This window comes from Lysinibacillus sp. YS11, assembly GCF_002896375.1.
Lineage (GTDB): Bacteria > Bacillota > Bacilli > Bacillales_A > Planococcaceae > Lysinibacillus > Lysinibacillus capsici.
The window spans coordinates 92002-111232 of record NZ_CP026007.1 but is presented as its reverse complement, the minus strand read 5'-3'; the positions used below and the strand labels follow the sequence as shown (position 1 = coordinate 111232).

The 19231-nt window shown below is 37.6% G+C and carries 19 protein-coding genes; all 19 read right to left on the bottom strand.

Annotated elements, in window-relative coordinates; genetic code table 11:
• Nucleotides 1–26: 26 nt before the first annotated feature.
• The 19 genes from LBYS11_RS00520 to LBYS11_RS00430 all read right to left on the bottom strand — a co-directional run bounded on the left by LBYS11_RS00520 (nt 27) and on the right by LBYS11_RS00430 (nt 19178).
• Nucleotides 27–317 carry an RNA-binding S4 domain-containing protein gene (locus LBYS11_RS00520; RefSeq protein WP_048395337.1) on the bottom strand — a complete coding sequence of 97 codons (291 nt, stop codon included), beginning with the start codon at nt 315–317 and terminating at the stop codon, nt 27–29.
• Nucleotides 318–321: 4 nt separating this feature from the next.
• On the bottom strand, nt 322–1782 hold the full coding sequence (gene mazG / locus LBYS11_RS00515) for a bifunctional methyltransferase/pyrophosphohydrolase YabN (protein WP_103117252.1): 1461 nt from the start codon (nt 1780–1782) through the stop codon (nt 322–324).
• An 8-nt stretch (nt 1783–1790) separates the two neighbouring features.
• A complete protein-coding gene (locus LBYS11_RS00510) occupies nt 1791–3413 on the bottom strand; it encodes a putative polysaccharide biosynthesis protein (protein WP_066038163.1) in 1623 nt (540 codons plus the stop codon).
• A gap of 158 nt (nt 3414–3571) precedes the next feature.
• A complete protein-coding gene (spoVT, locus tag LBYS11_RS00505; protein WP_004229174.1) occupies nt 3572–4108 on the bottom strand; it encodes a stage V sporulation protein T in 537 nt (178 codons plus the stop codon).
• A 315-nt stretch (nt 4109–4423) separates the two neighbouring features.
• On the bottom strand, nt 4424–7936 hold the full coding sequence (gene mfd / locus LBYS11_RS00500; protein ID WP_103117251.1) for a transcription-repair coupling factor: 3513 nt from the start codon (nt 7934–7936) through the stop codon (nt 4424–4426).
• A gap of 140 nt (nt 7937–8076) precedes the next feature.
• Nucleotides 8077–8304 (bottom strand): anti-sigma-F factor Fin, encoded by a 228-nt coding sequence (locus tag LBYS11_RS00495; RefSeq protein WP_016993788.1) that lies wholly within the window; start codon nt 8302–8304, stop codon nt 8077–8079.
• A gap of 241 nt (nt 8305–8545) precedes the next feature.
• Nucleotides 8546–9112 (bottom strand): aminoacyl-tRNA hydrolase, encoded by a 567-nt coding sequence (gene pth / locus LBYS11_RS00490; protein WP_016993791.1) that lies wholly within the window; start codon nt 9110–9112, stop codon nt 8546–8548.
• A 146-nt stretch (nt 9113–9258) separates the two neighbouring features.
• The gene (locus LBYS11_RS00485) at nt 9259–9855 is read right to left on the bottom strand and encodes a 50S ribosomal protein L25/general stress protein Ctc (protein WP_103117250.1); all 597 of its coding nucleotides are present in this window, start codon (nt 9853–9855) and stop codon (nt 9259–9261) included.
• Between the two features lie 253 nt (nt 9856–10108).
• The gene (locus LBYS11_RS00480) at nt 10109–11068 is read right to left on the bottom strand and encodes a ribose-phosphate diphosphokinase (RefSeq protein ID WP_004229183.1); all 960 of its coding nucleotides are present in this window, start codon (nt 11066–11068) and stop codon (nt 10109–10111) included.
• Between the two features lie 24 nt (nt 11069–11092).
• Nucleotides 11093–12463 carry a bifunctional UDP-N-acetylglucosamine diphosphorylase/glucosamine-1-phosphate N-acetyltransferase GlmU gene (gene glmU, locus LBYS11_RS00475; RefSeq protein WP_103117249.1) on the bottom strand — a complete coding sequence of 457 codons (1371 nt, stop codon included), beginning with the start codon at nt 12461–12463 and terminating at the stop codon, nt 11093–11095.
• Between the two features lie 261 nt (nt 12464–12724).
• Nucleotides 12725–13027, bottom strand: a complete 303-nt coding sequence (gene spoVG, locus LBYS11_RS00470; protein ID WP_048395448.1) for a septation regulator SpoVG — start codon at nt 13025–13027, stop codon at nt 12725–12727.
• A gap of 220 nt (nt 13028–13247) precedes the next feature.
• Nucleotides 13248–13622 (bottom strand): RidA family protein, encoded by a 375-nt coding sequence (locus LBYS11_RS00465; protein ID WP_004229189.1) that lies wholly within the window; start codon nt 13620–13622, stop codon nt 13248–13250.
• On the bottom strand, nt 13619–14452 hold the full coding sequence (gene purR, locus LBYS11_RS00460; RefSeq protein ID WP_004229190.1) for a pur operon repressor: 834 nt from the start codon (nt 14450–14452) through the stop codon (nt 13619–13621). The genes LBYS11_RS00465 and purR overlap by 4 nt, the downstream gene beginning before the upstream one ends.
• Nucleotides 14453–14508: 56 nt before the next feature.
• Nucleotides 14509–15375, bottom strand: coding sequence for a 4-(cytidine 5'-diphospho)-2-C-methyl-D-erythritol kinase (gene ispE / locus LBYS11_RS00455; protein ID WP_048395447.1), 867 nt, complete (start codon nt 15373–15375; stop codon nt 14509–14511).
• A gap of 220 nt (nt 15376–15595) precedes the next feature.
• Nucleotides 15596–15775 carry a small, acid-soluble spore protein, alpha/beta type gene (locus tag LBYS11_RS00450; protein ID WP_004229193.1) on the bottom strand — a complete coding sequence of 60 codons (180 nt, stop codon included), beginning with the start codon at nt 15773–15775 and terminating at the stop codon, nt 15596–15598.
• Between the two features lie 113 nt (nt 15776–15888).
• A complete protein-coding gene (gene veg, locus LBYS11_RS00445) occupies nt 15889–16149 on the bottom strand; it encodes a biofilm formation stimulator Veg (RefSeq protein ID WP_004229199.1) in 261 nt (86 codons plus the stop codon).
• A 156-nt stretch (nt 16150–16305) separates the two neighbouring features.
• On the bottom strand, nt 16306–17187 hold the full coding sequence (gene rsmA, locus LBYS11_RS00440) for a 16S rRNA (adenine(1518)-N(6)/adenine(1519)-N(6))-dimethyltransferase RsmA (protein WP_048395444.1): 882 nt from the start codon (nt 17185–17187) through the stop codon (nt 16306–16308).
• Nucleotides 17180–17746, bottom strand: coding sequence for a ribonuclease M5 (rnmV, locus tag LBYS11_RS00435; protein ID WP_103117248.1), 567 nt, complete (start codon nt 17744–17746; stop codon nt 17180–17182). The genes rsmA and rnmV overlap by 8 nt, the downstream gene beginning before the upstream one ends.
• 220 nt (nt 17747–17966) lie before the next feature.
• Entirely contained in the window at nt 17967–19178 is a 1212-nt protein-coding gene (locus LBYS11_RS00430) for a resuscitation-promoting factor (protein ID WP_103117247.1), read from the bottom strand.
• Between the last annotated feature and the right edge of the window lie 53 nt (nt 19179–19231).

The following is a 19231-nucleotide window of genomic DNA, read 5'->3' as shown; positions in this document are numbered from 1 at the left end:
AGGAGGGCTAGAAAATAAATTTAGCTTTAATCCTCATCATCAATAAATTCAGGCTCAATCTTTTCAAGTCGTTCTTCTTTCAAAATGGTAAACATTTTTGCTGCATCTTCTTTTTTCACAGTATCACGTATTTCTTCTACACGTGCCGTTACTATTTTTTGACCAAAACGGATAGCAAGCTCATCACCAGCTTTCACTGTACTACTTGCTTTTGCAATCTTTTCATTGATTGTAATACGTCCTTGATCGGCCACTTCTTTGGCTAAAGTACGGCGTTTTATTAAACGGGATACTTTTAAAAACTTATCTAATCTCATAATCTTACTCCTTTTCTAGTTGCTTTGCTTCATTCCAAAATGCATCTAATTGTTCTAATGTAAAATCGGAAAATGGTTTTCCACTTGCCTTTACCTGTTGCTCAACATAGCCGAAACGTCTTGCAAATTTCTCATTTGCATGTAGCATGGCTTCTTCTGGTGATAATTTATAGAAACGTGCTAAGTTTACTAATGTGAACAATACATCGCCAAATTCATCAAGACGGGACGCATTAGAGCCTTTCGTCACCTCATGGCGAAATTCCTGCCATTCCTCGGTAAATTTATCCCATGCTCCCTCCACATCTGGCCAATCAAAGCCCACTTTTGCAGCTCTTTTTTGATAATTGTAGGCTGTCTGTAATGCCGAAGATGCTCTATATTCTTCGTCTAATAAAGGTTTGTCGCTAGTTTCTTTTTCCTCAGCTTTAATAGCCTCCCAATTAGCCACAACATCATCTGCATCTTCTACTGCAACATCCCCAAAAACGTGCGGATGGCGGCGAATCATTTTTTTACTAATCGAAGCTAACACATCTTCAAGTGTAAAATAACCTTGATCTTCTCCAATTTGTGCATGCAAAAATACTTGTAACAACACATCACCAAGTTCCTCAATCATAGCAAAATCATCCTCAGCATCGACCGCAGCCAAGTATTCATGTGCTTCCTCAAGTAAATATTTTTTCAACGACTCATGTGTTTGCTTTTGATCCCAAGGACAGCCATGTGGACCTCTCAGCGTTGCAATGATTTGACGGAATGTTGTCCAATCTCTTAATGACTCCTCCTGTGATTTTACAGGTGGTACATAGACTGTTGTTAAATTATTTACTTCTACACTTTGATCGAGTTCATAGAGTGGCACTGTGACAATCTGTTCCTGTGAAGATCCAGCCGCTGTCACAACTGTCACAGGATACTCATCATCATATTTCTCCATCAACGTTAACTTCACTTCTGATGCACTGAATGTATCGTATACTTGAGCGATCAAGATATGCTGACGCATGTTAATGTCATGCATTGAAAAACTAGTACCATCAAGTAATTGAAAGCCTTCAATTGGATCTATTTTTAACGCACCAAAAATGGGATCTAAGAAACTCTGACCACCCTCAATGACTAGCTCAATTTTCCCTTCATTTGCGGCTGCAATAAGTAATTGCACTGTTTGCTCTGCAACTAGTGGATGCCCTGGCACAGCATACATAACATCCTCAACAGCGGTAGCTTCTATAAGTGAATCAGCTATTTCTGCATACACAGGTTGAAATGTATCGTGTTTTTCATAAACGTCGTCAAAACTTTCAAATCCCACACCCTCTGCTGCTAATTCCTCTAAAACCGGATGATCCACTGTTCGTACATATAATTTTTTAGCAGCCTTTAATTTTTTATAAACACCCATTTGCAGCTGATTAAAGTCACCTGCACCTAAACCAATAATTGTTAATGTATTCAATATTACACCTACTTCCTTGAATTTAGCCAAAGTTGGTAAACAGCCATTCTACGTCCAAACGGCAGTAAATACCATTCTTTTTCTATTAGTACTCTTTTCTTTGCAATAATTGTTAGCATAACAAACGCCCCAATAGATACTGCTGTCAAACCCGCCACCATGGCTATCATACGTGAAGACATCAAATGGTTTAACAAGGACGATACTAGCTGTAACCATATAAGAACGACGATTGTCATACTGAAGGAGGCTATACCTACTTTTTTATAAAATGCGCCTGAAGCTAATTGAATGCCAGTCAATGTTTTTAAATAAATAATTAGCAAGGTTGCTGTTAATAATAATCCTATATCGTTTGCGATGGCAGCTCCTAGTACACCTAATCCACCAATTAAACGTACATTTAATATAATTTTTATTAGAAAACCAATTATGAGAAATAAAGCTGGTTTTTTTAATTTTCCATAGCCTTGTAAGATCGCTGTAAATGTAAGGATAATCGACAAAGGGACAATTTGAAATACATAGACAATCAATACTTCCGATAAGGAATTGGTTTTAAAAAGCATTTCATTTAAATAAGGCATAACTAGCATTAAGCCTAGTGCAGCAGACCAGCCGAACAGGACGGATGCTTTGTATGTTAATTGTATGAATGGTACTGCACTACGTCCCGCTTGTTTTTTCGACAAATGGGCGACAAGTGGCACAATGGCCAACGACAATGAGGATGCAATGACAACACCTAGTTGAACTAACGGTTGTCCTCGATCATAAATACCCTTCGTTTCCTTTGCAATTGTAGGAGTCATGCCATTATCAATTAATGAAGAATAGATTGTAAATGAATCGACCAATTGATAGCCAAGTAGTAGTAGACCACTCATACTGACACTCAAGCTGAGCCAAGTGACCTCTTTAATGATAGGTAAACTTGGATTACGTTGTAGATGTTGTTTAACTTGCAGTAGACCAAATCGTTTATATGAGATATAAGCAAGTAATAGCAAGGCTGTAATTTCTCCAATTACTGTACCGATAACAGCCATTTTTCCTGCACCATAAAGAGATTTAGTCGTTGTCATAATAAGAAAGGTACCTGCTAATATGACAGTTACTCTCACTGCTTGTTCAAGTACTTGGGCATAAGCAATAGGCTCCATAATTGCTCTAGATTGAAAGCTACCTTTTAAAATAGCCAGCGCCGGCATAACCAATACTACTAAGGAGCCTGTACGAATAAGTGGTGCTAATTGAATATCTCCCATTAAATGGGCAATCTTTTCAGCACCTCCAAATAAAATGGCAAAAAACAGTAGTGATAATACCGTTAAATACCTGAAAACTACCTGTGTTATAGTGCGACGTCTTTCATCACGTTCTATTGTATCAACAATACAATCATTGTCTGCAAGCATTTTAGAAATGGCTATAGCAAAGCCACTAGATGTCCAAACAACGAAGATTGAAATAACTGGATATACCTGTTGATAGATATAAAAGCCTTCATCACCTACTAGATTTTGAAAAGGCACACGGTAAATGGCACTAAGAACTTTTACAATAAGGGCTGCTATCGTCAATAAGGCGGCACCCTTCATGTAGCTTTTCATACCAAAACGTTGCGACATAAATTGCCCTCTTTCCTTCTTAACAATGCCAATAGTATAGCATATCTCAAAAGTTTGACGTGCAAGGTGGCACTACTGTTCCTATAATGATTCATCCTTATGTACGCAAAAAAGTTATTGTTCAGCCTTAAAGGTCATCGCAATAACTTTTCCATGCATTAACTATTCATTTGTTTTGCTAAGAAGTTTGCAGCTGTTTCCACTACTTTGACTTCTACCTCACCAACAAAGTGTACTTTAGACAAGACGATAATACAGCCTATTGGGTCACCATTCACCATAATAGGTGTCGCACAATATGATTTTACTTGCTCATATTGTCCAGGGACAATTTCAATCGTTGTCTCCATTTTTTCTATTTTTGTGGAGCGTTCGTCCATAAAGCTTTCCGCAAAGGACGTAATGCGACGATTTATATATTCCTTTTTCCCTATCCCTGCAACAGCGATTACTTCATCACGGTCAGTGACAAATGCTGGTGTGCCCATCGTTTCATAAAGTGTTTCAACATATTCTCTTGCAAATTCCCCCAAATCATTGATGGGAGAATATTTCTTTAAAATGACTTCGCCTTCACGGTCCGTATAAATTTCAAGCGGGTCGCCTTCACGAATACGTAGCGTCCTACGAATTTCTTTTGGAATAACTACACGCCCTAAATCATCAATACGACGAACAATTCCTGTTGCCTTCATTCTAATGCCTCGCTTTCGCTACAATGAAATTTTAATTCAATGATAGTATGGTTTTTATTTGAGCAATCTATGCAAAAACTGAAGAAAAAGGATTTCACAACCATCAATCAATTTTTTTCAAAAAACGGTATTACATCAATCAACTCTTTATTAGATTACCCAAGGAATAAGTTTCTATAATTAATTCATAAAAAATATTGGAAAAAAATCAATTATTCCTGTGAGCAAATATGTTAGAGATGATGATTACTGAAGCAACATGAAAAAGGCTAATCTTATCTTTTATGGTAAAAGATAAGATTAGCCTTTTAACTACTATTGCTGCTTTTTTGCTTTATCAATAATTTGCATTAGCTCTTCCAACATATCAAAGGGTTGATATTTCCCACTCTTGCGTTCATCTATTGTTAATTTTAACTGCATGCCATCCATACCAAAACCAACAGCACGCTCGAATTTCATCGATTCTTCAATAATCTTACTGCCATCGACACTTGCCGTCCCTTGTTCTGACAATAGTATTGTAATAAGTTTTTGCTTCTCCTTTACAGATACTACTCCCGCACCTAAGCCCCAAACTTTCATTCGTGCTATTCGAAGTAAACGCTCTGTTTCAATTGGAAGATCGCCAAATCGATCCTCTAATTCCTCCATGATTTCGTCATACTCCTCCACCTGATCCATGGCTTTAATTCGTTTATACATTTGGATCTTTTGATAACCATCTGGAATGTAAGCGTCTGGAATATAAGCATCAATACTCAGCAAAATTTCTATATCTGGCTTTTCTTCTTTTTTCACGCCTGTTTGACGTTCCGCGATGGCATCCTGAAGCATTTGTGAATATAAATCAAAGCCAACTGAATCAATAAAGCCATGTTGCTGCGCTCCAAGTAAGTTTCCTGCGCCCCGAATAGATAAATCTCGCATCGCAATTTTAAAGCCTGAGCCAAGCTCTGTAAATTCTTTAATTGCTTGTAAACGTTGCTCCGCTACATCTGTCAGAACTTTGTCGCGTTGGTACATAAAATATGCATAAGCTACTCTGTTAGAACGTCCAACGCGCCCGCGTAATTGGTAGAGCTGTGCTAAGCCCATGCGATCAGCATCATGGACTATTAATGTATTTACATTCGGTATATCGACACCAGTCTCGATAATTGTTGTCGTAACAAGCACATCATAATCGCCCTCTAAAAAGGCTAAAATCACTGATTCTAGCTCTGACTCAGTCATTTTTCCATGAGCAAAGCCTATACGTGCTTCAGGGACGAGTACTTGAATCTCCTCAACCCTTCGAGCCATATCCTCAACCCGATTATATAAATAAAATACTTGTCCGCCACGTGCCATTTCCCTCTCAATAGCTTCTCGTACTAATGCCCCGCTGTGCTCCATCACATATGTTTGAACTGGGAAGCGATTAGCAGGAGGCGTTTCAATAACAGATAAATCTCGGACCCCTACCATGGACATATGAAGTGTCCTTGGGATAGGTGTAGCTGTTAAAGTTAAGACATCGACATTTGTCTTTAACTGCTTAATTTTTTCCTTATGCGTCACACCAAAGCGTTGCTCTTCATCCACAATTAGCAGACCAAGGTCTTGGAAAATTAAATCTTTAGATAAAATACGGTGTGTTCCAATAACTATATCGACTCGGCCTTCTTTTAAGCCTTTTAATGTGGCTGTTTGCTCTTTTTTCGAACGGAAGCGAGATAACAATCCAACATTAATGGCGAAATCCTGAAAGCGCTCACGAATTGTCTCATAGTGTTGCTGAGCCAAGATAGTAGTAGGGACAAGGAATGCCACTTGCTTTCCATCTTGAATAGCCTTAAATGCGGCACGAATGGCTACCTCTGTTTTACCATAGCCTACATCGCCACAGACTAAACGATCCATAGGGCGTTCACGTTCCATATCTCGTTTTACTTCAACAATTGAACGTAGCTGATCCTCTGTTTCCTCATAAGGGAACATCGCTTCAAAATTACGTTGGTCGTCGTTATCAGGTGTAAAAGCATGACCTTTCTCTGCTTCACGCTTTGCATACAGCTTTATTAAATCATCTGCAATATCCTGTACAGCAGAGGATACCTTCGCTTTAGCCTTTTTCCACTCTGCTCCACCTAATTTATGTAGCTTTGGTTCACGATCCTCTGACGCCACATATTTTTGGATTAAGTCTATTTGCTCTACAGGGACATATAATTTATCGTCTGCACGATATCGAATATGCAGGTAATCCTTATGTGTACCATTAACCTCTAATGTCTCTACACCAATATATTTACCAATCCCATGATGAACATGTACAACATAATCACCTGGCTTAATTTCCGTATAACTTTTAATACGTTCAGCATTGGTCATTTTTTGTGTGCGTGCTTTTTTCTTTGCCTGCTGTTTAAAGAGCTCATCTTCTGTTACAATTGCTAAACGCTGTAGGGGCAATTCAAAGCCACTCGACAAGCCACCATCTACAATATAAATACCAGGTTCTGTTGGCTCACCTATCGCTGTATGAATATCGTATTCTTCAAGCATTTGCTGAACCCTTTTTACTCGTTCTTTATCCCTTGCTATGATGAGAACTGTAAATTTGCCAAGTAACCAGCGTTCAACCTCACTTTGAAGCAAGGACATTTGTCCATGAAATTGCTGCATTGGTTTGCAAGAAAAGTTAGTTGTTTTATTAAACGTAATCCCTGCAAATGTTCGCGAAAATAATGAAAATGAAAGCTTTTGTTGTGACAACATCGCCAATATTTCTTTTAATGAGAAGGCGGGTTTGACATCATGAACCATTTTTCCCTCTTCGATTAAAGATAAAAACCATTCATCTTCTTCACGTTCCCATGCATCCATTACCTCTTGAATACGTCCAAGCTCGTCAAAAAGTACAATACCATCATATTCAAAGTAATCTCCCAAAAAGGCTGTTTTATCGTATAATAATGAGCCATATTTGTTTACATAATCAGGTAAATTTCCTTGCTGTAGCAACTCAATATCATATTGAATATGCTGATACAGAAGTTCTTTTGTCTCCTGCTTTTTCACCTTCTTTAGGCTGGCTGCTAATGCCACTTCTAAACGGTCTGCTAATGCCTGTCTTTCTGATTTCGTAAGAATGACCTCGGAAGCAGGAAGAATACGAATTTTTTGTAATTTATCAATAGAACGTTGGTCATCTGCTGAAAATGTTCGTATGGAATCAACCTCTGTATCAAATAATTCAATACGAATTGGTGATTCTAAATAAGGTGGATAAATATCTAAAATTCCCCCACGTAATGCGAACTCTCCAGGTGATGTCACCATTGAATTCCGTACATAGCCCATCTCAACTAACGTTTGCAACCATTTATCAATTTCAACATCTTCGCCTAATGCAGTTTGTAAAAAATAATGTAGCCAGTGTTCTTTTGGTTGCATTATTTTACGTAGACCAGCCACAGGTATTACATATACGGCTTTCTCCCCTCTAGCTAAGCAATCGAGCGTCGCGATTCGCTCCGCGCGAAGTTCTGGTGAAGCCACAGAAAGATCAGCTGCAATAAATTCATCCGCAGGGTAATAGTGAACATGTTCCTCGCCTAATAGTCCAGCAAGCTCATCCACCATTTTTTGTGCCTGCAATAGATTAGGAGAGATAATGTAGATTGGCTTCTTTACATATTCAAATAACACATCAACCATTACTGGGCGTGCGCTTCCTGTTAAACCTGTTATAAGCTGTGATGCAGTTTGACCGCTCTGAATTTCCTTTAAAAATGATGTAATATGTTTATCTTGCGACACAAGCTGTCGTAAAACCTCCACAGTCAAAAGCTCCTTTCAGCATAAATTCTATATTTTTATTTCTATTATTCTAGTGTTATTTTACATATCTCTATTAATGGCTGTTTTATGAAATGGAAAAAGCCTTGAACACACATAAGTGTGTCAAAGCATCCTTCCAATTATTGAATCCATTTATTGAGTGCGTGATAATCTGGATATTGTCTCAGCGAATCCTCACATTGCTCACAAATGCAGTGCACAGTCGTTTGACCATGTTGATCTTTCTCAACATAATCATCCGCTTCTCCCAATTCGAAAATATGCAACTTTCGAATTGTATCATCTGCATCAAATGGTAGTGTCCCTATTTCTACTTCACAATGCCGACATCGATAGCGAACTGACATCTCCAAATCATCCTCCTTTAAGCAACTTTCTACTTAAAGTATAGACATTTATAAAAAGGATTATGCACTTTTCACTGTCATCCTCATTGCAATAACGTAAAAATTAGAGAATTAATTTTTACCTGTAGCTAAGACTATTCACTACAAGTATTAGCTGTAATAATAGTGTAAGGCAGCTCATTACTCACCTTACACCATGCCAATTATCCAAAAACTTTAACAGAAATTTTATTACTTCCATCTATTTGCTTGCGTTAAAGTGATTCATCACATCAAGAAACGGCTTTGAAAGAGATGCTTCAACAGCGTTTACAGAATTTACAATGGCGTCTTGCATAAGAACTTGGTCTTCCTTCGAAAATTTAGCTAACACATAGTCTGCTACCTTCATGCCCGCTGGTGGACGATTAATGCCCACTCGAATACGATTAAATTCCTGAGTGCCTAAATGTTGAATTAATGATTTAATGCCGTTATGACCACCTGCACTCCCTTTTTGTCGCAGACGTAATTTACCTGTCTCTAAATCCAAGTCATCATAAATGACAATTAAGTCTTCTACCTCTATGTCAAAATAGTCCATTAGGGGACCAACACATTCCCCTGATAAATTCATATATGTTAATGGTTTAACAAGTAGAACCTTTCCTTCTGGTCGATGTACAGTTGTGTACATCCCGTTAAATTTTGAATTTGTTAAAGGTGTTCCCCATTTTTCTGCTAACGCATCAATAACATCAAAGCCGATATTATGTCTTGTATGCTCATAAGGTTTACCTGGGTTTCCTAAACCAACGATAATTTTCATAAGTACCTCTCTTCTTTCAAATCTAATAGTCATTATTTTACCATATAGCACGCCTAGAAAGCATTTTGTACAATTGTTAAAAGGCATAAAAAATAAGGCTAACAAGAAAGCTATAGCCTTCTTATTAGCCTTAAGCGTATTTACTTTTATACTGACTCTTGCCCTTCTTCATTTTCTGTAGTCTCTTCCTCTACAGAAACAGGCGCCACAATGGTTACTAACATATAATCATCTTCACTAATAATTTCAACAGGTGTAGCATCGCGAATATCTGCTACTGTTAGGGATTCCCCAATTTTCAACGATGAAATGTCCACATCAATTGATTCGGGTAACTCTGTTGGCTTTACTTTAACTTTTAATTCTAAGTTAGGCTGCATTAAAATACCGCCCTCACTCACACCAACTGACTGTCCAAGTAATTTAATCGGGACATCAGCTTCTAGCTCTTCCGCCATATTAATGGCTAAAAAGTCAATATGATTTACTTCATCTTTCAATGAACATTGCTGAATCTCCGACACAACAGCATTCACCTTTTTCCCCTCTAACTCTAGCGAAAACACACTATTTTGCCCATTTTTTTGAATGGACTTTTTAAAATCTTTTGCAGCAATAGAAATTGGGGTTGAATCTACTTTGTAGCCGTAAATAACTGCAGGAATGGCTCCCCCTTTTCTAAGTTGGGTTAATGTTGAACGATGCCCAGTTTCGCGCTTTGAAACACTTAATACTGTACTCATACTTCTTTATTCCCCTTCCAAGAAAATTATTTACGCCTCAACAATAATTCGTTGTAGGCTATGATAATACTTAGCTCTATTTGTTTAAGGTAGAGTAAATATTATTAAGACACATTATTATTATACCCCTTTGTGAGAAGGCTCACACATAAAACACTCATCTATTTCTTCGTCTTGATGAAATAGTGTCCAATTTATATAGAAAAGACCAATCTTCTCAAAGAGTAGATTGGTCTTATACTTACAATATTTATTAATCAAATAGAGTACTTACAGATTTATTTTCATAAACGCGAGAGATAGCATCCGCCATTAATTTAGCTACAGAAAGCTCTGTAATTTTTGGAGATTTTTTCTCGTCTGAAAGCTGAATTGTATTTGTCACCACTAATTCTTTAATAGCAGAGTTTTCAATACGTTCAATTGCTGGACCAGATAATACAGGGTGTGAACAGCAAGCGTAAACTTCTTTTGCACCAGCAGCACGTAACGCATCTGCCCCAATTGTAATTGTACCTGCTGTATCAATAATATCATCAATCAAGATTGCCACTTTACCATCAACATTACCAACAATGTTCATCACTTCCGCAACGTTTGGTTTCGGACGACGTTTGTCAATAATTGCAATCGGTGCTTTTAATCGTTCAGCCATTTTGCGAGCACGTGTTACCCCACCATGATCTGGTGAAACAATAACGATCTCATCTCCTGGAATACCTTTAGATTTGAAGTAATCAGATAGTAATGGTACTGCCATTAAGTGGTCGATTAGGATATCGAAGAACCCTTGGATTTGAGGTGCGTGTAAATCTAATACGATAACACGTGTTGCACCAGCAGTTTCAAGTAGGTTTGCCACTAATTTAGCTGTAATTGGCTCGCGCGCTTTTGCTTTACGATCTTGGCGTGCATAACCATAATAAGGCATTACAACGTTTACTGTACGAGCAGATGCACGTTTAACTGCATCTACCATAATTAAAAGCTCCATTAAATGTTCGTTTACAGGTGCAGAAGTAGACTGCACGATAAACACATCACAACCTCGAATACTTTCTTCAATGCTAATTTGAATCTCTCCATCACTGAAGTGCTTAACAGAAGATTTACCTAATTCTACGCCCATTTCCTGCGCAATTTCTTGAGCTAATGGATTATTAGAGTTAAGTGAAAATATTTTTAATTGTGAGTTTGCATAATGATACGGCATGATGGCCTCCTGTTTAGTTGATAATTATTTTGAATTTAATTTGCTTACATAATTCGGTTTGTTTTCTTGTCTTGCACGAGCTATGGCAAGTGCATCTTCAGGAACTTCTTTTGTAATTGTAGAACCTGCTGCAATAAATGAACCTTTTCCAACTTTCACTGGCGCTACTAAGTTAGTATTACATCCTACAAATACATCATCTTCAATAATTGTTTTGAACTTGTTTTTTCCATCATAGTTTACTGTAATGGAACCACAACCAATATTGACGTTACTACCGATCTCAGCATCGCCAATATAACTTAAATGTGAAACTTTCGAGCCGTTATCTAGCTTGCTTTTCTTCACTTCTACAAAGTTACCAATTTTGACATGACTACCGATGTCTGAAAGTGGTCGAATATGAGCAAATGGCCCAATAGCAGTATCCTCTGCAATAGCGCTTTCACGGACAACTGAAGAATGTATAGTTGTACGATCACCAACGCGGCTATCTATGATTTGAGTGTTTGGCCCGATAATGCAATCTTCACCGATTACAGTAGCACCTTCAATCATTGAGCCAGGTTGAATCACCGTATCACGCCCAATAACTGCATCTGCACTAATATGCGTTGTTTCAGGATGGATAATTGTTACACCATTCCGCATATGCTTCTCGTTGATTCTTGTACGCATTAATGTCTCGGCTTGTGATAAAGCCACGCGATCGTTAACACCTAGTGTTTCTTCAAAATCATCAGTGACATATGCTTCAACAATATCACCTTGCTTTTGTAAAATTTCAATGACATCTGGTAAATAGTATTCACCTTGAGCATTATCATTTTTCACAAGCTTCAATGTTTCAAATAATAATTTGTTATCAAAGCAATATGTGCCTGTGTTTATTTCTTTTACTAATTGCTGCTCTGCTGAAGCATCCTTTTGTTCAACAATTTGCTCCACCTGTCCGTTACTGCCACGTAATATACGGCCATAGCCAGTTGGATTTTCAGCAATTGCAGTTAAAATAGTTGCTTTAGCATTCTTTGCTTGATGATGTTCGAATAGAGCTTGCATCGTTTCAGGACGAATTAGTGGTGTATCTCCACATACAACTAATGTTGTACCTTCTTCATTACCTAAAATGGCCTCTGCTTGTTGCACAGCGTGCGCTGTACCTAGTTGTTCAGCCTGCAGCACATACTCACTTTTATCACCAAGCTGTTGTTGCACTTTTTCAGCACCATGTCCGACAACCGTTACAATGCGATTCACATCTAACGTCTGAATATGATCCACCACATGTTGTACCATTGGTTTCCCACATACTGGATGGAGCACTTTATATAATTTGGACTTCATACGTGTACCTTGACCTGCAGCCAAAATGACAGCAAAAATATTGCTCATCTGTAAGTCCTCCAATACGCTCATTTTCTCTTATGACTATATAGCAAAATTCATCTATTTTCAAGGCATGTAGAGTTGACAAAAACATGAATTCCTAAATCCAATGCACCTTATGCTCGAATGTCATGAAGTATATCCTGAAATTGCTCATATTATCTTTTTATCAAAATAAAAAGAACCCTTCCAACTAGAAGAGTTCTTCCTATCTTTTTTACCGTAAGTTTGTAACATATCCTTAAAAAGTAAGTTATTTACTATTTATTACACACCGATTCCCTCTAATTCTTCTTCTTTACCAGCTTCCTCTATTTCACTAGAGTTATGATACTCGTTTAAAATGATCTCCTGAATTTTATTTCGAGTATCAGAATTAATTGGATGAGCAATATCTCTAAATTCCCCATCTGGTGTTCGTTTACTAGGCATAGCTACAAATAATCCAGTATTTCCATCAATGACACGAATATCGTGAACAACAAATTCATTATCAAGTGTAATGGAAGCAATCGCACGCATGCGACCATCCGTCTGTACCCGACGTAATCTCACATCAGTAACTTCCATTTTCTCACCACCTCTCTTCTTGGATGCCTAAATGAAAATATTATATTCTCAATTACCGAATATTTTCCTTTTCATAGTCTATCAAATTTTCTAAAAAATTTGAATACTTATTAGAATAATATTTTTTCTTATATACGTAATTTTTGACAATTGTTTGTCGGCGTAAAAAAACCCACTAAAAAGAATAAAGATTCTCTTTAGTGAGCTTAATAAGTTTTATTTATTTTACGATTGCGATTACTTCGATTTCTACTTTTACATCTTTCGGAAGACGGGCTACCTCTACAGCTGAACGAGCTGGTTTATGATCACCGAAATGATTTGCATAAACTTCATTCATCGCTACAAAGTCATTCATATCTTTCATAAAGACCGTTGTTTTCACAACATTATCTAAAGAAGTTCCAGCTTCCGCTAAAACAGCTTTTAAATTAGCAAATACTTGATTTGTTTGTACAGTTATATCGCCTTCCACTAAATCTCCTGTAGCTGTTAATGGAATTTGACCAGAGCTATAAAACATACCGTTAACAATAATACCTTGTGAATATGGTCCGATTGCTGCTGGTGCATTTGTTGTTGCTACTACTTTCATTTGTCATGTCCCCTTTTAGAAAAATAGTTACCTTCACTTAATGCAATTGTTCGATCTTTTTCATTAACTTCATGAAGCTTTACAAGTGAATAATAATCATCTACTAATGTTTCGTCCGCATGCTCAGCCTCCACAAGCACTGCAATGCCTGCTAGCTGACAGTCAAACTCCTCTAAGAGATTTTTCATGCCATTCATAGTACCGCCGACCTTCATAAAGTCGTCAGTAATTAATACACGTTGTCCACTCTTCATGCTTCTTTTTGATAATACCATTGTCTGAATTCTTCTGGAAGAACCAGATACATAGTTAATGCTTACTGTAGAACCTTCTGTTACTTTACTATCTCTTCTCACAACAACCACTGGTACATTTAAATGTCTTGCAATGGCATGAGCGATGGATATCCCTTTAGTTGCTACTGTCATTATGACATCGATTTGTTGATCTGCAAAGGCCGAAGCAAAGACCTTTCCTACACGATTAATTAAATCTGGGTTTCCAAGCAAGTCCGTCATAAATAAGTAACCACCTGGTAACAATCGATCTGAATGTTCTAGCTCTGCTTTTAAATCTTGAATCACTAAACGTACTTCAGCCTCGGACATTTTCGGAATATACTTTACTCCTCCTGCAGCACCCGGCACTGTCATCAATAACCCGATTCCTTTTTCTTCGAATGTTTCTTTTACAATCGTTAAATCTTCACTAATGGATGACTTAGCAGATTGATATAGTTCTGAAAAATAAGTTAGCGGGATCAGCTGATGTGGATGTTCTAGTAAGTAGTACGTCATATCAACTAGTCGTTCACTACGCTTCCATTTCATGCGACCCTCTCCTAAACACGAATATTTATAGGTAAAATTAACACAAATTTGCGTTTCTAAGCAAGCGTATTTCGCTCACCCAAAATTCGTACTGCATAAACTTCCTCACAAAAACCACGTAAACCATTATAAATGCGACTTACACGAGCTTCACTATCCACTAGCCCAAATACAGTTGGACCGCTTCCACTCATTAGCGTGGCATCTGCCCCAAAGCGCTTCATTTGTTCCTTTAACATCACAACTTCTGGGTGTAGCTTAAATGTTACAGTTTCCAAAACATTTCCTAATGAAGAACATAATAGCTCATAATCTTTTGTCTCTATAGCTTGTATCATCTGCTGTGTATTGGGGTGTTGCAGTCCTTCAACCTTAAGACCCCCATAAACTTCTGCTGTCGACACACCAATTTTAGGCTTAGCTAGTACAACCCAACAATTAGGTGGAGCTGGTAATTCCTTTATTTTTTCGCCTCGTCCTGTAGCGAGTGCCGTGCCTCCGTAAACACAAAACGAAACATCCGAACCAATTTTAGCACCAAGTTCCGCTAATTCATCTATTGATAAACCTAAATCCCACAGTTCATTTAGCCCTTTTAATGTTGCAGCTGCATCACTACTACCTCCTGCGAGTCCTGCTGCTATGGGGATTTCCTTTTCAATCGTAATGGATACACCTTGTCTAATGCCATATGTATCTTTAATGAGACGCGCTGCCTGATAAGCAAAATTACGATGGTCATTTGGTACAAAATTATCTGTTGAAATTATTTGAATAACACCATCTTCTCGAGATTCAAGACTGATACGATCAGCTAAATCGACTGTTGTCATAACCATCTCCACTTCGTGAAAATTATCCGGTCTTTTATAAAGTACATCTAATGTTAAATTAATTTTTGCAGGCGCCTTTACATAAAGCATCTTTCTTCCTCCTTATAGCTACACGTATAAACAGTTCTTTTTTTCGCGCAAGATTATTCATTTTATTTTACCATATTGAGAATACGAAAATGGAAAAAAAGAACCGTTTACCCTATTCGGAGTAACGGCTCTCTCTCGTCAGTTGTATTTGTTGTGTCAGTAAGGATTTTCATCCCTGCTGAATGAAACTTTATAAGATGACTATTTTAGCAAAAACAGTCTACTTACGCTCTTGCTCACTACTTGCCCGTTCTGCCATTTCTATGGCACGTTTGACCATATTACCAGCATCACGAGCTTTTATGCCGCCCCAGCCTTCCTTTTGCACAACATCATAAAATCCAAGTTCTTTTGCGATCTCTTCTTTTAAACGAGGTGACATGATACCTTTTCTAGGCATATAAACTCCTCCTTTAACAACTGACGAATTTAGTATGCCCGTGAAAACGCAAAACACTCATGTATTTTTAATATACATGAGTGTTTCTAAAATATAGAAATAAGTACTAGAAACTATTTTGCGACAGCAGCCTTTGCTTCGTCTAAAAATGTAATCTCTACTGCTTCAGTTAAAATATCTGTGTAGCTATACGATACGCGCTTGCACGTATTGTCTTCTTGATCGAGCTCTACTACAAAGATGGCGCGATATGTCTCACGTAGTATCCCTGCACACTCAACCGTTTTCTTGCGACCACCGTTTGCTTTTAATTGCAAACGTTTACCCAAATGACAATCCAACGACTTTTTAATGTCCGCTAAAGTTTTTGGCATTTTCGCTTACACCTCACTAATAACAAGTATAAGCTAATGGCCCAAAAATGTCAACAAAATATAATATTTTATCAGCCTCTTATAAATCTTGTCAACTTATTTTTATAAAAAAATATATATTTTTTTACATATCCGAAAAATTGTTAACAAAAATTTTTACTTTGCAAATACAGGATGCAGTGCATCAGCTAATTTCCCAAACTCTTGAATTGAAAGTGTTTCTCCACGGCGAGTTGGCTCAATATTTGCTAACTCTAATGCCTGTAAAATTTGATCCTTTTGTGCCTTTCCATTAGGTAAACCAGATTGCAGGTTATTATAGATTGTTTTTCTTCGCTGTACGAATGAAGCACGCGTTACAACAAATAAAAAATCCTCATCTATTACTTTTACTGGTGGTTCCTCATGCTTAATAAGGCGAATTACTGCAGAGTCGACGTTAGGTTGCGGCATGAAAACGGTTTTTGGCACTGTCATCGCAATATCTGCTTTCACGTAATATTGTATTGCAATTGATAAAGAACCATATTCTTTCGTCCCTGGCTTAGCTGTTATACGGTCTGCTACCTCTTTCTGCATCATCACAACAAAACCACGGATCGGTAATCGGTCATTGAGTAATTTCAGTAAAATTGGGGTCGTTACATAATACGGTAAATTTGCTACAACCATAATATCATCAATACCTGGCATCTCATCTGCAATTACTTTCTCCACATCTGCCTTAAGTATGTCAGAGTGAATAATAGACACATTATTATATGGACTAAGCGTATCTTCTAGTACAGGTAATAAACGTTGGTCAATTTCAAAGGAAACTACCTTTTTAGCGCTTCTCGCCAAATGCTCAGTTAATGCCCCAATCCCAGGACCAACTTCAATTGCGCCACTATTCTCAGTTAAATTGGCGTGACTCACTATATTTCTTAAAATGTTCGGGTCAATTAAGAAGTTTTGACCTAAACTTTTTTTAAATGAAAAACCATACTTTTTTAATATTTCTTGTGTTCGAATTGGTGTAGCAATATCCTTATGCATCATTTTCCTCCTGATCTAACTGTGCGATAGCCGCACCAAATTGCTCCTCTGTAATCTGAAACATTTTCAATCTTTTATGAAGTTGTTTACCATTTGTAGCACCTATATTTAAAATTTCCCCTAGTCTATCACGACGTTGCTTTGATTGTGGATGTCCAATTAAACGAGCAGTCATTAAATCTTCCAGTGTAATTACCTCTTCGTTTAGCACCTCATGTGTAGGGGTATAGACATGTTGTAGTGCCTCACGTATATCCTCATCAGCAGCATGCTCAATCCCTAACCCTTTACCGTTTTTAGCGATCGTTTTCGCTTTTGGTAAAAAGGCATGCTTCACCCCTTTTACACGCTCCTCGATAATGGCGCGTATTCGACGTCCTGGATAGTCTGGATCAGTAAATACGATAACTCCACGTTTTTCTTGTGCGTGCTGAATTCGCTTTAACGTTTCTTCAGAAATTGCAGATCCATTCGTTTCTATAGTATCTGCTTGTACAGCACGTTTAATAGCTGTCGTATCATCTTTTCCTTCAACAACAATAATTTCTTTAATTTGCAAAAAGGCTCCTCTTTTCTATCTACCTTATCTTCTGACCATTTTACAACTGCTCTATACGATTTGTACAGGAATACAAGGTTCAGATGAGCTTATCTTATTCAACTTTCTCTCTACATACCTACAACATCATTTGCTAAAAAAATAATAAAGAAGCCTTCCCGCCAGTCAAAACAGGAAAGCTCCATTTGTGAAAAACATTTTGATTAATTTTACAATTTTTTTAATTTAATACTTTAACGCGCACTTTCTTACGTCCCCAGTTACGTGCTTGGGCATCTGTTTGTACAAGTATGTCAATCTTATTACCCTTAATTGACCCACCAGTATCCCCAGCTATAGCAGTTCCATAGCCTTCTACCCAAACCTTTGATCCTAACTTAATAACAGAAGGGTCAACTGCGATCACCTTCAAGCCAGAATTTGAACGTAGATTTATACCAGTTGCTGATGTACCAGTACAACCGTTGCAATATGGTGTATATGCTGTTGCCGTTACATAAAATTCTTTTCCGTTAGTAGGCTCTGCAGAACCACGTGACACAGTTGCTGCACTTGCAACAATTGTTTTTGTGCCTACAGCAACCACTTGCTTCTTCGGCTCTTTTAACACTTTCTCAGATTGTAGGTTTTTTGCCACAACCTTACCGTTTTCTTTGACAACCTCATACGTACGAGAAATCGAACCCTTCTCGCCCGTTGCTACTACTTTTTGTTTCCCCTTTTGCAATGAAGCATCCTGCTTCTTTTCAACTGCGAAATCTAAAGAGTCTTCCACTACATCGATAACCTTTTCTACGCGAACTACTGTGATTTTACTCTCCGGAGTAATAACGTTCTCCAGGTTATTTTCGACACGATCGAATTCATTTAGCTGAATTCCTTGTTGTTTTAAAAAGTTAGCGACCGTAGTCGAAGTGGACCATACTTGTCTTTTATTTACGCCATCGACAAGCGCTACTTGAAACGCTTTTTGAATATCGATTTTGTTATCTGCTCCTAGTTCAGTATCTAGACCTTGCGCTAAAGAGTCATGTTCAGATACTTTAATATTTGCTTCCTTCAAAATGTCTTTCACAAGTGTTTCAGTTGTCCAAACTTTTGACTGATTTCCATCAACTGAAATAGTTACTTCTTTTGCCTGTTCCCATGTAATTGCTAATCCATTAACAATTTTGGTGTTCAGAGAGGGTGAAATTTTGTCATGCTCTGCTATATCTATATTTTGATTTTGTAATAATTGTTCTACAGTTTTGGCATGTGTTGATACTTCGATTGTTTCTCCATTTGCTTCAAGCTTAACGGATTTTTTCGTACCTTGATAAAGCACGAAAGAGATTACAGACACAAACAGGACAAGTGAGATAATTCTTATCACTGTTTGCTTACTCCTCAATGATCCTAAGAACAAGTTTTTCATGGAATTATTTGACATGAAAAAACGCCTCCTTAATACAAGGTTGGATTATACGGACTAGTTTTGGCACT